A 16,656-nucleotide genomic window follows, 5' to 3' on the forward strand; every position below is an offset into this window, starting at 1 on the left:
TTACAACGATTTTAAAAGGCATTATTATTCCCCAGCCGCTGCAGATGCCCTTATCTATTTCTGGTCGGTGAAATCACCCGCAATCGGTGTAATCATATAATTTTTGTAATTTCGGAACTGAAAACTTCCCCAGTAGTAGATTGATGAAGAAGACAGCCTTTTTTATAACAATATTGTTTTTCGCGATAAGGGTAATTGCCCAGGCGGAGCCTGCAAATTATGTAACCGCAGTAACCAAATTTACCCAATATTATAATCACGATCAGCCGGATAGCATTTTCTCGATGTTTAGCCCGGAGTTAAAGGGCGTGCTGCCTTTTGGAAATTTTAAGCCGACAACCATACAGCTTAAATCTCAATATGGCAATTTGCTAAAAACTGAGTTCATCAGCCTTTCTCAGTCGCTTGCCGTATATAAAGCTACTTTTCAAAACAGCACTTTCCTGCTAAACCTGGCACTGAATTCAAAAAATCAGTTGAATGGATTAACCCTCGGGCAATATAAAGAAGACAAAAATAATGGCGTTACGCTCGACCCCTCCCTTGAGGAAACACCCATCACTTTAAAAACATTAACAGGAACAATTTCAGGCGCATTGGTAATGCCTAAAAATCCATCAGGCAAAATCCCCGTGGTGCTGATCATCGCCGACGCGGGGCCAACCGATCGCGATGGCAATAATGTTAAAACCGGCGTTAACGGCAATACCTACAAAATGCTGGCCAACGACCTTGGTAAAAATGGCATAGCTACGGTACGGTATGACAAACGCCTGGTGGGTTCAAGCGTAACGCAAGGGAAACCATCTGAGCTGCGCATTGAGGATTATGGCGACGATGCACTCGGCTTATTGAAAATGCTTGAGGACGACCAGCGCTTCTCAAAAATTATAACCTTTGGCCACGGTGAAGGCGCATTAGTTGCCGGTTTGGCATTTAACGATTCGCCTGCAAAGGCATTCATAGCCGCAGAATGGCCGGCAGACAATGGCGACGTGATACTTAAAAACCAATTAAAAGGCAAGGCCCAGTTTTTACAGGATGAATTCAAGACCTTTTTGGATAGCTTAAGAAGGGGAAAAACCACGCCCAATATCGACCCTGCGCTGTACTTTATTGCAAGCCCCACTATGCAAAACTTTATCATGTCATGGTGCCGTTATGACCCTCTAAGAGGCATAAAACGGATAAAGGCGCCGATACTGCTGATACAGGGAACGACCGACTTATCTGTTCCAACCGATAACGGCCGCAGGTTAAAGAAAGCCAAATCAGATGCCATGCTGCTGGAAATAAAAGGGATGAATCATATTTTAAAAGAAGCACCTGCTGACGAGGAAGCCAATGTTGCCACGTATGACAAGCCGGATTTGCCGCTTAAACCGGAACTGGTACCGGCGTTGGTGGAATTTATCAATAAGGTGAGATAACACCAGGATTAAGAGATTCTATGGATTTTACAGCCTGGCGTTAGCTTTGTAAGTTAACATTATGCTTGCGAACTCTTCCAGTCCCCCAATACCCTTCTGATCGCTATAATTTCGCCGATGTGATACGAATTGTGGTCGGCTATTTGCAAAGCTTCGCGAAGAATGGATTGACCTTCGCCGTGTTCAATGGGCTGGTAAATATCGCTGTGTTCCATCAGTTCTATAAATTCATCTAAATCGCTATCGATCTGTTCTAAAGCGCCTTTCCACATCTCTTCGTTAGCCGGTGCAGCTTCTTTGGGCCAATATTCTTCGGGCCACTTTGGCGATTCATGGTTTGCATCCTTACAGAAGCCAAGCATGTCCCACTGCGCAATGCGGATATGCTCAACCAATTGCCAGATGCTATAAGCCATATTAGTTACCTTCACACCGCGTAATGCCGGATCAAGGCCTTTTATTGCATCGTGAAACGAAGCATGAGCGTTGCCGCCTAGCAATAATTTGGTTAATTCGTTTACTAATGTTTTATGCTGAGTGTCCATTGGGTAGTTTTTAAGGTTCAACAAAGATCGTTGTAAATGGTTGAAAAAATTGCTTTTATTTCCAGGACGGCTCACCCGACAATCGGTTAATACAACCGGTCATCTATTGCCAATTTCCATTAAATAGCCCTTCGAATTTAATATATTTGTGTAATCAAAAAATCAATCACAATGAAAAAAGTTACCGGTATTGGCGGCATATTTTTTAAATGTGCCGACCCTGGAAAGATGAAAGAATGGTATGCAAAACACCTCGGCTTTCCGGTTACTGATTATGGCACAATGTTTAAAAGCAGGGAATTGGACAACCCGGATAAAGTTAACTACACCGTTTGGAGCCCCACTTCGCAAACTACCCAATATTTCGAACCGTCGAAAAAAGATTTTATGATCAACTATCGTGTTGAAAATATTGAAGAATTGGTAGAAGAGCTAAAAAATGCCGGGGTGACTATTGTGGACGAGGTTACGACCTACGATTACGGCAAATTTGTCCACATCCTTGATCCTGAAGGCAACAACCTCGAGTTATTCGAGCCCGCAGGGTAATGTACGATACTTCCCGGTTTTGTAAGCAGCGAATATAAACTTCATCGCATAAAAGTATTAGTTTGGCTTATTCCGGCTAAAGTTTTAAGTTTATCATTTAAATATAAAACTGATACCCCGGTGATAAAAAAAATATTGTACGCCACCTGCCTTGGCTTCCTGGCGCTAATCGGCTGCAAAAAGGACGGTTCATCCATTGGCGCCCTCCCGGGCAAAGATGACGCTGCTTTTGCTGTTTATGAGAATTCGTTTTTAGAAGGACTATGGAAGCTGGATCCAAACTGGGCCACATCCGTTGGCTATCATAAATACGATAGTTTATTGCTGGTGCCTGATAATAAGCTGCGCGATAAGCTGGTTACCTATGCTAAGGTGCAGATAGACTCGCTGAGCCGGTTTGAGGTGAATACCTTAAACGAGTCGAACAGGATAGACTACCGGATAATGCAAAACCAAATGGAATTGCTTGAATGGAAACTGCAGCAGCTAAAGGAATACCAATGGAATCCGGCCTCTTACAACGTTACCGGCACTTTCGCTTATATTTTAAATGAACATTACGAGCCGTTAGCGCAGCGTTTGCGCCATTTCTATCAAAAAATGGCCAACATCCCTGCTTATTATAAAGAAGCCGAGAAGCAGATAAAAAATCCGGTTGCCGAACTAACCTCGCTGGCAATTAACCAACATATTGGCGGCATTGGGATATTTGAAAAAGATTTTGCCGACTCCCTTAAAAAAACGAACATCCCGGCAGCTGAGCAAAAGCAGATGATGAGCCGTGCCAAAACGTCGGCAGATGCGATTAAAGCCTATGCAGAATGGCTGAAAGCGCTGAAAAACGACAAGCCACATAGTTTCAGGCTGGGCAAGGAACTATACGAAGCGAAGTTTAAATACGAAATACAGTCAGATTTTACCGCACAGCAAATTTACAACTCGGCAGTTGAGCGCAAAAAGTACCTTCACCGCGAAATGGCGAAAATAAGTAAAAAGCTGTGGCCGAAATACTTTGGCAATGCGCCTGTGCCTGCTGACTCCCTCGAATTGATTTCAAAAGTAATTGATACGCTTTCAGCAAAACATGCAGAACCGGCTGATTTCCAATCCGCAATTGAAAAAGAAATTCCTAAGCTAACTGCCTTCGTTAAAACAAAAGATCTGGTGACGCTTGACCCTTCAAAGCCGCTGATTGTGCGCCGGGAACCGGGATATATGTCGGGTGTGGCGGGCGCCTCCATGAGTTCGCCCGGGCCATACGATAAAGGCGGCAACTCATACTTTAATGTGGGCAGTTTGTCGGGTTGGCCGGCAACACGCGCGGAAAGCTACATGCGCGAGTATAATAACTACACTTTACAGATACTATGCATTCATGAAGCGATACCGGGGCATTACGTGCAGCTATTGTATGCCAACAAAACGCCGGGTTTAATTAAATCTATTTTCGGAAATGGCGCCATGGTTGAAGGGTGGGCGGTGTATAGTGAAGAGATGATGCTCGACAATGGTTTTGGCGGCGACGACCCTGAGATGCGCCTGATGTGGTACAAATGGCACCTGCGCTCGGTTTGTAATGCTATTCTGGATTATGCCGTACATACCCAAAACATGACACAACAGGACGCGCTAAAGCTCTTAACCCACGAAGCTTTTCAGCAACAGGCTGAAGCTGAGGGTAAATGGCAGCGCGTAACCGTAAGCAGCGTACAGCTGGATAGCTATTATACCGGCTACAAGGAAATAATGAATTTACGCAACGACTGGAAAAAGAAGGCTGGTGATAAATATAAATTGAAAGAATTTAACGAAAAGTTTTTGAGCTATGGCAGTGCGCCGGTTAAGCTGATCAAGGATGCCATGCTAACAAAACCGGCTGATAATAATACAGGTAAATAGCAAAAAATAGAAAACCCGCAGCAATCCCAACGTCATTAAATTAAGCCAAAAATACGCCGCAGGTGCAAAATACTGGTAGAAATAATAAAGGGTATGGCAGCGTGCCATAGGTTCGCAACCTGGCCCGCTGACACCTATGTGCGGTGTTTCGTACTACGGCGCGGAATGGAGAGCAGCGCCGTTTTCTACCGATATTTGACCCTGATGAGGTCTTACTGCTTAACTTATGGCATTGGGCAATCCCGTATAAAATAACTATCCGGCACCGGTTCATAAACAGTGGTACAGCAATTGCAAACGATTCATAAATAATTCCTTTGAGTTAAAGTTTGCTTACTTGACAATTGATATATGATACAGTGCACAGCGGTACATAAATAGCCAGATGGGTCGTTTTTACAAACAAATGTTAATAACCGAATAAAACGGCACGATTTTATCCAATTATCAAATGGAATAAATTTACCCAAAATGAGTAAATTCATCTACAATCATACCCCACTTTTTCACTTTACCTGCCTTATAAAAAAATAAAAAATTGCACTGTTAAAGTAGGGGCGTATTTTTAGAAATGGGTACAATTTTTGCATTATAAAAATGTTAAATTATTGTACTTTTTCCACTCACTTCCAATTAATTAAATATCATGAGTACGCTTGCAATTATCGGAATAGCCATACAGGCGATACCGGTGTTTTTTATCATCAAAACAAGTATCACCATGATAAAAAATAAAACGCTGTATTAATTAATAGTATAGTTTATTATATTTTTATTTGGTGGCAACATGCCATAGTAACTCCCGCCAGTTTGGCGGGAGTTTTTTTTATTTTTTTTTGAAACCTTAGCTTACCCGGTTCCGTAAAAAAAGCCGAGTGAAAATTTAATGATAATGCTAATTCAGCAATAGCCGGAGTTGAGAGACCGGCTATTGCTGTTTATAGCCTCTTCCGCCTTGCTTTCTCCGCGTCTCCTTTTCTGTTCGCTTAAATAACATTACTATCTTAGCGATAAACAAATATAAGCTATGAAAGCTGTTATATTATCCCTGGTGTTTATCGGCGCCGCCTGCTGCTGCAGTGCTCAAAAAATTAAACCGGCTTTACACCTTGAGAAAAACCATACATACTACCTAATAGCCAATTCAAATTCAGCCATTACCCAATCCATTGGAGGGCAACAGGGCAAGGTAAGTATCATACTGAACTGGAAGATGAGTTTCACGGTAAACGGGATTAAAGACTCAGTTTATACCATGGACGCAAGCTACCAGTCCTTGTCCACCAAAATAGAACAAGCCGGGGGCTTTATAGACTTCGATTCAAAACGAAACGATCCGACGGACAAGCCATCAATGGTGTTTGCCGCAGTAATAAATAAGCCCGTGCAGATAGAAATAACCAGCAGCGGCAAGGTAAAATCAGTCTCAAATGCTGACAAATTGATACAGGAGGCAATGAACAGCGTAACCCAGCTTGACACGACAAAACAGGCACAGGTAAAAGCGCTGCTGGAACAATATTTTGAGCCGGAAACACTAAAAGGTTATATAGAAACAGGCATTTCTGTTTTCCCGGCCGGGATGGTGAACAGGGACGACAAATGGAAAATTGACATCAAACGGCAAAGTCCCTCAAAGATGACACTAAGCATCAATTACCAGCTTACGGATATTGTCAAGAACCTTTATCTTGTACACGGCGAAGGGACGATATCAACGGATAAAAACGCCGGTGTGGTGCACATTAACGGCATGCCGGTTAAGTATAACCTAAACGGATCTTTAATATCCGATGTGCGGCTTGATAGAACAACCGGATGGGTATCAACTGTCAGGACCACCCAGTTAATGGTTGGGGATATGCAGATACAGGATAACCCTAATGTACCGGGCGGCATGAGCATACCTGTATCATTTAACACGGATATAACTATCTCAGGGAATTAAGACTCAATTTTATTAAAAAACCATGAGTTTCTCTAAAAAGCGTTGCGGGTGATACAAGTATTTCATACAAGAGGATATAAGAAAAAACAGCCCGGATCTGCAGATCCAGGCTTTCTATGCATTCATTTACAATGGGGTTTATCTCCAATATCCGCCTACCCAAATATAGCCATGGTGGTGATGCCTCCAGCGGCCGGGCACCCAAACAGCGCGCGGACGCGGTGGTTCTGCCCAATAGCCTTGCCTGTAAACGTAAGTACCACCGCTTGGTACCCATTCTTCAGACACCCATACGTGACGCGGAGTGGGGCGAACCGGGCGGGCCACTACTACCGTATGCGGGCGGCCTAAACGTGCTCTTACTACTATTTGTGCTTCGCTGCTCGCTACAGCAAATAATGATATGGCTGATGCCAGCATTAATATTTTACCGTACTTTTTCATAAGTTGTTTTTAATCTGTTTGGTATTATGACAAAGTTTGAGGCAAAGGGTTTAAACAGATATTAAACCAGGCTGGATATTTATGCCGGATAGTTTAAACCGAAAATATGCAAAAGATGCGGAGCACACGAAGGTCCAATGCTAAGGTTAAACACAGGCCTTTTAAGCTAGGTCTGGACAACAAATTCAGAAATCCAAATTCCGATTTCCGAAATCAAGACTTATCTTCGCTTTTATGTCACCAATAGAAGCAAAAAACAAAATTGAATCGCTTACCGCCGAATTAAAGCAGCATAATTATAATTATTATGTGCTGGCGATGCCCACTATTGCCGATTTTGATTTCGATAAAAAACTGGAAGAGCTGAGTGCGCTCGAAAAGCAGTTCCCGGAGTTTGCCGATCCAGATTCGCCAACACAAAAGGTTGGAGGAGACATCACCAAAGACTTTGTAACCGTACGCCACCGCTGGCCGATGCTGTCGCTGGGAAATACTTACAACGAGCAGGAGTTGCTTGATTTTGACCAGCGTATCCGTAAGGCTATTGGCGATAACTTTGAATATGTGTGCGAGCTAAAATTTGACGGCCTGTCAATGAGTCTTACTTATGAGAATGGGCTTTTGGTTAGAGCCGTTACCCGCGGCGATGGTGTTCAGGGCGACGATGTAACTACCAACGTGCGCACTATCCACACCATTCCTAAAAAACTCAGGTCGGGTAATTACCCGGCGGAATTCGAGATACGAGGCGAGGTTTTTATGCATCTTAAAGCTTTTGAGCGATTAAATAATGAGCGGATAGACGCCGGCGAAGTACCTTATGCCAACCCCCGTAACTTTGCATCAGGTACTATAAAAATGCAGGATTCTTCTGAAGTTGCAAGACGCCCGCTGGATTGCTTCCTGTATTTCCTGTATACCGAAAGACAAATATTTAAAACTCACTGGGAAAGCCTGGAGGCCGTGAAAAGCTGGGGATTCCAGGTAAATGATCAAAGCCGCCTTTGCAGCACTATTGATGATGTGTTTGCCTTTATCAGTCACTGGGATAAAGCCCGTTTCGATTTAAGCTATGACATCGACGGTATTGTTATAAAAGTAAACAGCTACGCACAGCAGCAGGAACTGGGATTTACGGCCAAATCGCCGCGCTGGGCTATCGCTTATAAGTATAAAGCCGAACAGGTGCAGACCGAGCTGCTGGCAGTTACCTACCAGGTTGGCCGTACCGGGGCGGTTACGCCGGTTGCTAACTTGAAACCGGTATTGCTTGCCGGCACGACGGTAAAACGCGCAACCCTGCACAATGCCGATGAAATTGAAAAGCGGCTGATGCTGCATGAGCATGACTGGGTTTTTGTTGAAAAAGGCGGCGAGATCATTCCTAAAATTATTGCCGTTAACCTGGATAAACGCAGCCCGGGTGCAAAGCCTGTAAAGTATGTAACTCATTGCCCTGTTTGCGGCACACAGCTTATCCGGAAAGAAGGAGAGGCTGCGTCCTATTGCCCGAACGATGAAGGTTGCCGTCCGCAGATAGTGGGTAAAATGCAGCATTTCATCAGTCGCAGGGCAATGAATATCGATGGATTAGGTGATGAAACGATCGAGACCCTTTATCAGCATAAGTTCATCAGCCGCATCAGTGATATTTATGAATTAAAAAATCACGCTGAAGATTTGAAAAAGATGGAGCGCTTCGGCGAAAAGTCCATCAACAACATGCTGGATGGTATCGAAAAATCAAAAGAAATGCCTTTTGAAAAAGTGCTGTTTGGCCTCGGCATCAGGTACGTTGGCGAAACCGTTGCCCGAAAGCTGGCTGTGCATTTTAAAAACGTCGATAGCCTGGCATCAGCCAGTTTTGATGAGCTGATTGCCGCAGAAGAAATTGGCGAACGTATCGCCCTGAGCATTTTAGAATATTTCAGCGATGAAAAACATAAAGAGGAAATTGCGAAATTAAAAGCACAGGGGCTTCAATTTGTTACAGTAGAAAAGGAAGTAAAACTAGCCAGTGAGAAACTAAGCGGACAGACCTTTATCATTTCCGGCACATTCGAAAAATCACGCGATGAGCTGAAAGATATTATTGAACAGAACGGCGGAAAAATATTAAGCAGTATATCGGCCAAGTTAAATTTTGTAGTAGCCGGCGATAACATGGGGCCCTCAAAATTAGAGAAGGCCCAAAAGCTCAATATCCCCATAATAAGCGACGAAGAATTGTTCAAAATGCTTGAATAACCGACGTAAATTTTAGGTAAATTTAACTTAAAGTTATTCAATTAATATATTATTATATTTATGTCATAAGTTGTACGATTTAATACAAAAAATTTCAGACATATTACATAATCCGCTATCTTAGTGGCTTCATACGGTGGGCATCCTGCCCACCTATTGTGATAAGGTTTAGGTTAAAGCCTCCAAACAGCGAGTGTGAGGAGGCTTTTATTTTTAAGAGTCATATATTTTAATATCCAGGCAATATCACATCATCACAGTTACATTCCACGCACTATTATTTCTTCTTATTTTATCGGTCTTTTGTTTTCATTTTTTTGTGTAACACCGGCAGAGCTTCGTCATCAAACCTTTAACAATAATTAACAAAAATGCCCTTACCGGTTAAACTAAATAGTTTGACCTTCGCATAAAACCCGGTCGATGAAATTTACCTTACCATTTATCCTGTTTATTGCAGCGAGTTTCAGCGCTTTTTCACAAACGGTCACTATCAGCGGAAAAATAACCGATCAGCAAAACAAGCCGGTTCCCTTTGCCAGTGTCTACATAAAAAATACCACCAAAGGCACTTCGGCAAACAGCGAAGGTGAATACACTTTGCAGCTAACACCGGGTGCGTATGATATACAATACAAGGCGGTCGGTTATCGGCAGCAAAGCCATGTGGTTGAATTAAATAAAAACACCACAGCAGATATTGTGCTGCAGATGGAAGCTTACCAATTGAACGATGTTACCGTGAAATCCGGCGGGGAAGACCCTGCTTACGCCATTATAAGGAAAGCTATTAAAAACCGGAAAAAACATCTGAACGAAGTTGATGCCTACAATTGTGAAGTTTACATAAAAGGCTTGCAAAAGCTGCTGGCGGCGCCAAAAAAGTTTTTAGGTTTCGACGTGCAAAAGGCCACCCGTGAAATAGGCCTCGATTCCAATCGCCGCGGCATAGTTTATCTATCGGAGTCGGAATCAAAATTTAGCTTTATGCGGCCGGATAAAACACATGAAGAGCTGATATCCTCCAAAGTATCAGGCAGCAACCAGGCCTTCAGTTTTAACAGGGCATCAGATATCCGTGTAAATTTTTATGAGAATATACAAACCTGGAACGGACTAAGTCTGCGCCCGCTCGTGTCCCCCATTGCAGACAATGCCTTGTTTTACTACAATTACCGGTACATAGGTTTCACCACAGAGAACGGCGAAACTGTCAACAAAATCAAAGTAACGCCTAAGCGTGGTTACGATGCCTGCTTCCAGGGATATATCTACATCCTGGAGGACAGCTGGCGTATTTATAGCCTCGACCTTTTCATTACCAAAAAACAAAACATAAACTTTGTTGACACCCTGAAACTGAAGGAGCAATTTTTCCCGGTGAACAAAGAGGTGTGGATGCCTTCGTCAGTCCGGTTTGATTTTACTGCGGGATTGCTGAGCTTTAAGGTGGGCGGTTATTTTATCGCTGTTTATAAGGATTATGATATCAACCCAAAAACAAGTAAAAAAGATTTTGCGGAGGTGCTGCGCATTACCAAAGGCAGCAATAAAAAAGATTCCATCTACTGGGCCAATGAGCGCCCGGTACCATTAACAGATGAGGAAAAAACCGACTATGAGAAAAAAGCCGTGCTCGCCCGAAAGCGGGAGTCGAAGCCTTACCTGGATTCACTGGACAAAGAGAATAATAAATTCAGCCTGCTTAAATTAACTTATGATAGCTATCATCACAGAAACCGCTACGATCACGAATATTATAATTTAGATGCCATAATACCTTCTATCAGGTTTAACACCGTACAGGGATTTAATTTAAATTATGGTGCGTCTTTCAGCAAACTGACCGATAGCTCGGCTAACCGTTACTTTACAGCCGGAGCGCGGGCAGGCTATGGTTTTTCGGACAAGAAATTTACCGGCGCCATTTACCTTGCTGTCCCCGCCGGCCCATATAATCTTGGATTTAACGCCGGTTCGGAAATTGCAGACTTAAACAATCATGCACCTGTTTCGCCTTTAGTGAACACACTTTACAGTTTGTTTGAGCGCCAGAATTTTGAAAAACTATATCAAAAGCAATACGTCTCATTTTCGGCGGGCAGGAGAATAACCGGCGGTTGGCTGGCCAATGCCTATGTGGAATGGGCTGATAGAACGGCGCTCACCAATTCGTCAGGCTACAGCTTCTTTAAGCCTGGCAATCATGATTTCACGTCGAATAATCCTTATTTGCCCGGTCAGGATATACCCCTGTTCGCCCAAAATCAGTCGTTAAAGGTTTCTGTACGTACGAGTTACGACTTCAGCAACAGGTATGAAACCTATCCGACAGGACGCCGGTACCTGCCATCCAAATACCCGGCAATCGGACTTACCTATACTAAAGGAATTAAAAACATTTTCGGCTCCGATGTAAATTACGACCTGGTTACGGCCGATATCAGTAAATCAAACATCAGTGCAGGCGTACTTGGGCAAACGTCATTCTTTATCGGCGCGGGTAAGTTTTTGAATAACAACAGTTTGTTTTATCCTGATTTCAAACAGTTTTCGGGTAACCAGGTGCTGTTTGCACAAACCGGTATCAACAGTTTCTTATTGCTGAATTATTATACCTACAGTACAAATACCGAATATCTTGAAGGACATTTTGAACAAAACTTCTCAGGTTTTATCCTTAACAAGATCCCGTTGATACGTAAGCTCAAGCTGCAGGAAATTCTGGATGTTAATTACCTCTCCACCCCTGCTCTGAAAAACTATACCGAGCTTGGCATCGGCGTACAATACCTTGGATTCAGACTCATGTATGGCAAATCGTTCAACAGCGGCAGCAACACTAATTCAGCGGTTAGGATTGGGCTGAACTTTTAGCGGCCGCAGCAGTAAGTGCTTGAGGATTACAGACTGTTATCTGCGATTTACCTTTGACACAAATTACTTTCTGTCAGCCACCAATTGTTAACTAAAATTATTATATTGCACCAAACTCTCATGAGCGCAATAAAATCAATAATTGGCATTAAACAGCTAACCGCACTATGCGGCCTGGTTAACCTTTTGGTGATTATTATTGTCATAGCCTGCCCGCCGGGAGTTGCCTGACTGTATGTAAAATTTAAAAACCATAACATGAAGCCCTCCCGCAACGGAGGGCTTTTTTTTTAAACTGATTTTGATCATGAAAACACCAAAAACCACCAGCGAACGATGCGTTATCGCCATTTGCTCCGAAGACAAAAAAGGGTTGCTGGGGCAGATTCTCGTACTTTTTAACAAGCGCAGCTATGAGGTGAGCAGCCTGAATGTATCGCGTACAGACATTAACGAGCTCGTGATGATTACCGTGGAAGCCGTCCTGCCGGTTAACGAACTGCCGTTACTGCTGGCCAGGCTGCAGAAAATTGTGGAAGTTTATCGTGCTGCTGGTTACCTGGCGGGAGAAGCCAACCTGGATAAGGTTGGGTTTTTCCGGCTTTCAAGAGCTATTGATGAATCGCTGTTTTGGTCAGTACTGCAAAAGTATGGGGCTGTAATCAGTCGCCTTAGCAAAGACGAAGTGGTAATACGCAAAACCGGCAGCGACCGGGATCTTTTTGAGCTTTATGGTAAACTGGACGGGCCGCATTTGCTGGGTTTTTGCAAAAGTGGTTTAATTGCCGAAGAGAGTCTGTCGCTGTTAAATACTTAATTTACAGATTTCAAGAACACTTGCTGAGATGCAGTGTTAAGCTATTATCCGATAATTTAATAATACCCCGATGAAAACTCAAGAGATCATTCCTGCCGAGGGCGGCCGTAATTTCGAAAACCGCAGAAACTTTTTAACCAAAACAGGTCTGCTCATTGCGTCCGGCATCGGCGTCACGGGATTTCTTGGTTCTTGCGGCGGGGAAAAAGGCGGCGATGAAGATGTAACTACCAATGAGGACCTGATGCGCGAACATGGCGTTTTAAAAAGGATATTATTGATTTATGACGAGGCGTCAAGCCGGCTGACAACGGGAAAAGACTTAAACCTTTCATTAGTCGGCCAGGCGGCAACCCTCATTAAAACTTTTGTGGAAGATTACCATGAAAAGCTGGAAGAAGACCACCTGTTCCCTCGTTTTGAAAAAGCAGGGCAACTGGCCGATCTTACCAAAACACTCAGGATACAGCATCAAAAAGGGAGGATTTTAACCGGGCGCATCATTACAAACGCAAAAAAAACAAATCTGACTTCAGACGACAAAAAAGCAATGGCCCAGGATATGCAGGCTTTTGTACGCATGTACAGCCCGCATGAAGCGCGTGAAGATACGGTACTATTTCCTGCACTCCATAAAATAATCTCGAAACATGAGTATGATTCATTGGGAGAAGATTTTGAAAAGAAGGAAAAAGAGCAATTTGGCGGCGATGGTTTTGATATGGCTGTGGATAAGGTTACAGAAATTGAAAAGGGTTTAAATATTTACGATTTGAACCTGTTCACGCCAAATGTGTAATAGCGGGCTAACATAAAATAAACATCAAACAAGCGGTTATAAAATTGCGGGGCTTTATATTTGTGGCGCATGAAAAAGGGCCCGCTTAAAGAACTTGCCGCAATCTTTCTAAAATTAGGCACTACGGCCTTCGGTGGTCCGGCGGCGCACATTGCCATGATGCGGCAGGAAGTTGTGGTAAAAAGGCAATGGCTTACCGAACAGCATTTCCTCGACCTGATTGGCGCTACAAATCTTATCCCGGGCCCTAACAGTACCGAAATGGCCATCCATATAGGGCATGAACGCGCCGGGTGGAAAGGACTTATTACCGCCGGTCTTTGTTTTATTTTGCCCGCGGTTTTTATAACCGGCTGCCTTGCCTGGCTTTATAAAAACTACGGTACCCTGCCACAAGTACAACCCTTTGTATATGGCATAAAGCCTGCTATTATTTCTGTCATCCTGGCTGCAATATATCCGCTGGCAAAAAAGTCCCTTAAAACCATCGGCTTGGGTATTACCGGCGCTTTAGCATTATTGATCAGCCTGCTCGGATATTCTGAAATATTGGTTTTATTTGGCGCGGGTATTGTTTACGCAGGGCTTACGGCTGCCCGGCAAAAAAAGTTAAACGCGCTCACCATTTTCCCGCCGCTCTTTTCAATGGCGGACAACGGTTTATTCAGCCGTGTTAACACAGGTTTGTTCCTTTCTTTTTTAAAGATCGGTGCAATACTTTATGGCAGCGGATACGTTTTATTCGCCTTTTTAGATTCCGAACTCGTAATGCCAGGCATCATTTCGCGCCAGCAATTGGTGGATGCCATAGCGGTGGGCCAATTTACGCCGGGACCGGTGTTCTCGTCCGTCACCTTTATCGGGTACCAGGTAAATGGCCTGAATGGCGCTATTGTATCAACCATAGGTATTTTTCTTCCCTCCTTCGTTTTTGTAGCATTGCTTAACCCTCTGGTTAAAAAAATGAGAGGCTCAAAAATATTTGCGGCATTTTTAAATGCAGTCAATGTTGCATCAATAGCGTTGATCGTTGTGATTTGTTACCAACTGGGTAAAGATAGCCTGGCCAACTGGCGTGCTATCCTGATAGCTATAGTAAGCATAGGGCTGCTATTCAGGTTCAGGCAGATCAACAATGCCTACATAGTTTTGGGCGGCTCAATCGCAGGGTATCTTTTACAACTGATGTGAGATTGGGCATTGTTTTTTCGGTCTTACTGTTCCCCGCCATCATCGACAAAACCTTTTTCAGCGCACCATGAACTATGAACCATGAACTATTCCTATCTTAGCAGCTTTTAAAACTGTTATGAATAGATTTTACGGAACAGGGGTAGCAATCATTACTCCCTTTCAGACAAACGGTCAGGTTGATTACGACGCCCTGGGGAGGGTCATCAACCACATTATTGACGGAGGCGTGGAATACATCGTTTCATTGGGCACTACCGGTGAAAGCGCCACCCTTAACGCCGGTGAACGAAAACAGGTTTGGGAATTTACTTCAAAAACAGTTGCCGGCCGTGTTGGTTTGGTCGCCGGCTTAGGCGGCAACAATACCGCAGAGCTTGTTGAAGATATTAAGAATTTTAATGTTGCAGGCTACGATGCCATTTTATCGGCAAGCCCGAATTACAATAAACCTACGCAGGAAGGCATTTACCAGCATTACAAAGCCATTGCCGCAGTAGCGCCGCTTCCAATTATCCTGTATAACGTACCCAGCCGTACCGGCAGCAACGTGGCAGCAGAAACAACAGTAAGGCTGGCGCGCGACTTTAAAAACATCATCGGAATAAAAGAGGCATCAGGCAATTTTGACCAGATGAACCAGATCATGCGCGATAAGCCAGAAGACTTTTTGCTAATCTCGGGTGATGATCCGATCAGCCTGCAAATGATTGCCATGGGCGGCGCCGGTGTGATTTCTGTGGTTGGAAATGCACTGCCTCAAAAAGTATCGGGTTACATCAGGGAAAGTTTGGCGGGCAACTTTAAAACAGCTGCAAAAACACATCTGGAATTGATAGAATTCACCCGCCTGATGTTTGCCGAAGGCAGCCCGGCCGGTGTAAAGACAGCTTTGAAGGAATTGGGTATTTGTGAAGATACCGTTCGCCTGCCATTGGTACAAGTGAGTACTGCCACAGCTGATAAAATAAAAGCAGAGACAAAGAAATTGGCATAGTTATCTAAGCTTGATAAAAAAGCATCCCTGCATTAACCTGCAAGGATGCTTTTTTATTTGACGGGCAGATTGTTATGTTTGTATAACACCAATTAACAATCGATGAAACGTTTGCTTTACGCCCTATTTTTGCTTCCCTTAGCAGTACAGGCCCAAAGACCGGTAACTAACCAGCGGGTATATGATACCATCCCTTTCATTCCGGAGCATACCACCCAAAGGCTTGCGCAATTTCAAAAGGAACCGATTACAACCGGTCATATCATGTTCCTGGGTAACAGCATCACCGAAATGGGTGACTGGAAGAAAGTGCTGAATGACACTACCGTTATTAACCGGGGTATTGGCGGCGATATTACCTATGGAATTTTAAGACGTTTAAAAGATGTTACCGACAGGCAGCCATCCAAACTCTTCATACTTTGCGGTATTAATGACATCGGTAAGGATATTCCTGATGCGGTTATAGCCGATAATATGATGAAGATTGTAAAACAAGTGCGCGCCACCTGTCCGCAGACGAAAATTTACATACAAAGCGTACTGCCGCTTAACCCTGCCATGCCGAATTTTCCGCAGCATTATGATAAGGAAGAACACGTATTAGCGGTTAATAAACTATTGAGAGCTAATGCCCTGGCTGCCGGGTACACGTTTGTAAACATATTCCCGCTGTTCCTGGATAAGGACAAGCGCCTTGATGCCCAATACAGCTACGAAGGGCTGCATCTTAAACCGCCTGCTTACGATATTTGGGTTGCTTTTTTGAAAAAACAAGGGTATTTGTAAGAGTTTTGAGGCAATGGTCCCGGGTCCTCTTGCCTGATATCATTGATATCGAGTAGAGGGCGAAACTTTTATTCGTTTCACCGCTCTCTCACACCACCGTACGTACGGTTCCGTATACGGCGGT

At 43.7% G+C, this 16,656-nt stretch carries 13 protein-coding genes; 11 read left to right on the forward strand and 2 right to left on the reverse strand.

The window, feature by feature from the left end; translation table 11 throughout:
* The first annotated feature begins 143 nt into the window (after window positions 1–143).
* Entirely contained in the window at window positions 144–1,430 is a 1,287-nt protein-coding gene (locus Q3W13_RS22705) for a DUF3887 domain-containing protein (RefSeq protein WP_302867919.1), read from the forward strand.
* Between the two features lie 59 nt (window positions 1,431–1,489).
* Here the strand turns inward: Q3W13_RS22705 and Q3W13_RS22710 are convergent, their stop codons facing one another.
* On the reverse strand, window positions 1,490–1,975 hold the full coding sequence (locus Q3W13_RS22710; protein WP_302867921.1) for a DinB family protein: 486 nt from the start codon (window positions 1,973–1,975) through the stop codon (window positions 1,490–1,492).
* A 171-nt stretch (window positions 1,976–2,146) separates the two neighbouring features.
* On the opposite strand from Q3W13_RS22710, the gene Q3W13_RS22715 reads away from it, so the two are divergent.
* The 3 genes from Q3W13_RS22715 (at window position 2,147) to Q3W13_RS22725 (ending at window position 6,371) form a co-directional block, all read left to right on the forward strand.
* Window positions 2,147–2,524 carry a VOC family protein gene (locus Q3W13_RS22715; RefSeq protein ID WP_302867922.1) on the forward strand — a complete coding sequence of 126 codons (378 nt, stop codon included), beginning with the start codon at window positions 2,147–2,149 and terminating at the stop codon, window positions 2,522–2,524.
* 120 nt (window positions 2,525–2,644) lie between these two features.
* Window positions 2,645–4,423 (forward strand): DUF885 domain-containing protein, encoded by a 1,779-nt coding sequence (locus Q3W13_RS22720; protein WP_302867923.1) that lies wholly within the window; start codon window positions 2,645–2,647, stop codon window positions 4,421–4,423.
* A gap of 1,027 nt (window positions 4,424–5,450) precedes the next feature.
* Window positions 5,451–6,371 carry a DUF6263 family protein gene (locus Q3W13_RS22725; protein ID WP_302867924.1) on the forward strand — a complete coding sequence of 307 codons (921 nt, stop codon included), beginning with the start codon at window positions 5,451–5,453 and terminating at the stop codon, window positions 6,369–6,371.
* A 138-nt stretch (window positions 6,372–6,509) separates the two neighbouring features.
* Here the strand turns inward: Q3W13_RS22725 and Q3W13_RS22730 are convergent, their stop codons facing one another.
* On the reverse strand, window positions 6,510–6,815 hold the full coding sequence (locus Q3W13_RS22730; RefSeq protein ID WP_302867925.1) for a hypothetical protein: 306 nt from the start codon (window positions 6,813–6,815) through the stop codon (window positions 6,510–6,512).
* A gap of 234 nt (window positions 6,816–7,049) precedes the next feature.
* Between Q3W13_RS22730 and ligA the strand changes: the two genes are divergently transcribed.
* The 7 genes from ligA to Q3W13_RS22765 all read left to right on the forward strand — a co-directional run bounded on the left by ligA (window position 7,050) and on the right by Q3W13_RS22765 (window position 16,532).
* The gene (gene ligA, locus Q3W13_RS22735) at window positions 7,050–9,062 is read left to right on the forward strand and encodes an NAD-dependent DNA ligase LigA (protein WP_302867926.1); all 2,013 of its coding nucleotides are present in this window, start codon (window positions 7,050–7,052) and stop codon (window positions 9,060–9,062) included.
* 423 nt (window positions 9,063–9,485) lie between these two features.
* Window positions 9,486–11,939, forward strand: coding sequence for a DUF5686 and carboxypeptidase regulatory-like domain-containing protein (locus tag Q3W13_RS22740; RefSeq protein ID WP_302867927.1), 2,454 nt, complete (start codon window positions 9,486–9,488; stop codon window positions 11,937–11,939).
* Between the two features lie 307 nt (window positions 11,940–12,246).
* The gene (locus Q3W13_RS22745; protein WP_302867928.1) at window positions 12,247–12,756 is read left to right on the forward strand and encodes an ACT domain-containing protein; all 510 of its coding nucleotides are present in this window, start codon (window positions 12,247–12,249) and stop codon (window positions 12,754–12,756) included.
* Window positions 12,757–12,826: 70 nt separating this feature from the next.
* Complete coding sequence (locus tag Q3W13_RS22750; protein ID WP_302867929.1) at window positions 12,827–13,555, forward strand: hemerythrin domain-containing protein; 729 nt, start codon at window positions 12,827–12,829, stop codon at window positions 13,553–13,555.
* A 69-nt stretch (window positions 13,556–13,624) separates the two neighbouring features.
* Window positions 13,625–14,746, forward strand: a complete 1,122-nt coding sequence (gene chrA / locus Q3W13_RS22755) for a chromate efflux transporter (RefSeq protein ID WP_302867930.1) — start codon at window positions 13,625–13,627, stop codon at window positions 14,744–14,746.
* Between the two features lie 118 nt (window positions 14,747–14,864).
* Window positions 14,865–15,743: a 4-hydroxy-tetrahydrodipicolinate synthase gene (gene dapA, locus Q3W13_RS22760; RefSeq protein ID WP_302867931.1), complete on the forward strand. Its 879-nt coding sequence runs from the start codon at window positions 14,865–14,867 to the stop codon at window positions 15,741–15,743.
* Window positions 15,744–15,845: 102 nt separating this feature from the next.
* Window positions 15,846–16,532, forward strand: coding sequence for a GDSL-type esterase/lipase family protein (locus Q3W13_RS22765; protein ID WP_302867932.1), 687 nt, complete (start codon window positions 15,846–15,848; stop codon window positions 16,530–16,532).
* Window positions 16,533–16,656 lie beyond the last annotated feature (124 nt).

Origin of the sequence: Mucilaginibacter sp. L3T2-6, from assembly GCF_030519355.1 — a bacterium.
GTDB lineage: Bacteria > Bacteroidota > Bacteroidia > Sphingobacteriales > Sphingobacteriaceae > Mucilaginibacter.

Bases quoted from the DNA above. Each gene is read 5' to 3' on its own strand.
- Q3W13_RS22705 (WP_302867919.1), top strand. From the start codon at position 144: ATGAAGAAGACAGCCTTTTTTATAACAATATTGTTTTTCGCGATAAGG.
- Q3W13_RS22710 (WP_302867921.1), bottom strand. From the start codon at position 1,975: ATGGACACTCAGCATAAAACATTAGTAAACGAATTAACCAAATTATTG.
- Q3W13_RS22715 (WP_302867922.1), top strand. From the start codon at position 2,147: ATGAAAAAAGTTACCGGTATTGGCGGCATATTTTTTAAATGTGCCGAC.
- Q3W13_RS22725 (WP_302867924.1), top strand. From the start codon at position 5,451: ATGAAAGCTGTTATATTATCCCTGGTGTTTATCGGCGCCGCCTGCTGC.
- Q3W13_RS22730 (WP_302867925.1), bottom strand. From the start codon at position 6,815: ATGAAAAAGTACGGTAAAATATTAATGCTGGCATCAGCCATATCATTA.
- ligA (WP_302867926.1), top strand. From the start codon at position 7,050: ATGTCACCAATAGAAGCAAAAAACAAAATTGAATCGCTTACCGCCGAA.
- Q3W13_RS22740 (WP_302867927.1), top strand. From the start codon at position 9,486: ATGAAATTTACCTTACCATTTATCCTGTTTATTGCAGCGAGTTTCAGC.
- Q3W13_RS22745 (WP_302867928.1), top strand. From the start codon at position 12,247: ATGAAAACACCAAAAACCACCAGCGAACGATGCGTTATCGCCATTTGC.
- Q3W13_RS22750 (WP_302867929.1), top strand. From the start codon at position 12,827: ATGAAAACTCAAGAGATCATTCCTGCCGAGGGCGGCCGTAATTTCGAA.
- chrA (WP_302867930.1), top strand. From the start codon at position 13,625: ATGAAAAAGGGCCCGCTTAAAGAACTTGCCGCAATCTTTCTAAAATTA.
- dapA (WP_302867931.1), top strand. From the start codon at position 14,865: ATGAATAGATTTTACGGAACAGGGGTAGCAATCATTACTCCCTTTCAG.
- Q3W13_RS22765 (WP_302867932.1), top strand. From the start codon at position 15,846: ATGAAACGTTTGCTTTACGCCCTATTTTTGCTTCCCTTAGCAGTACAG.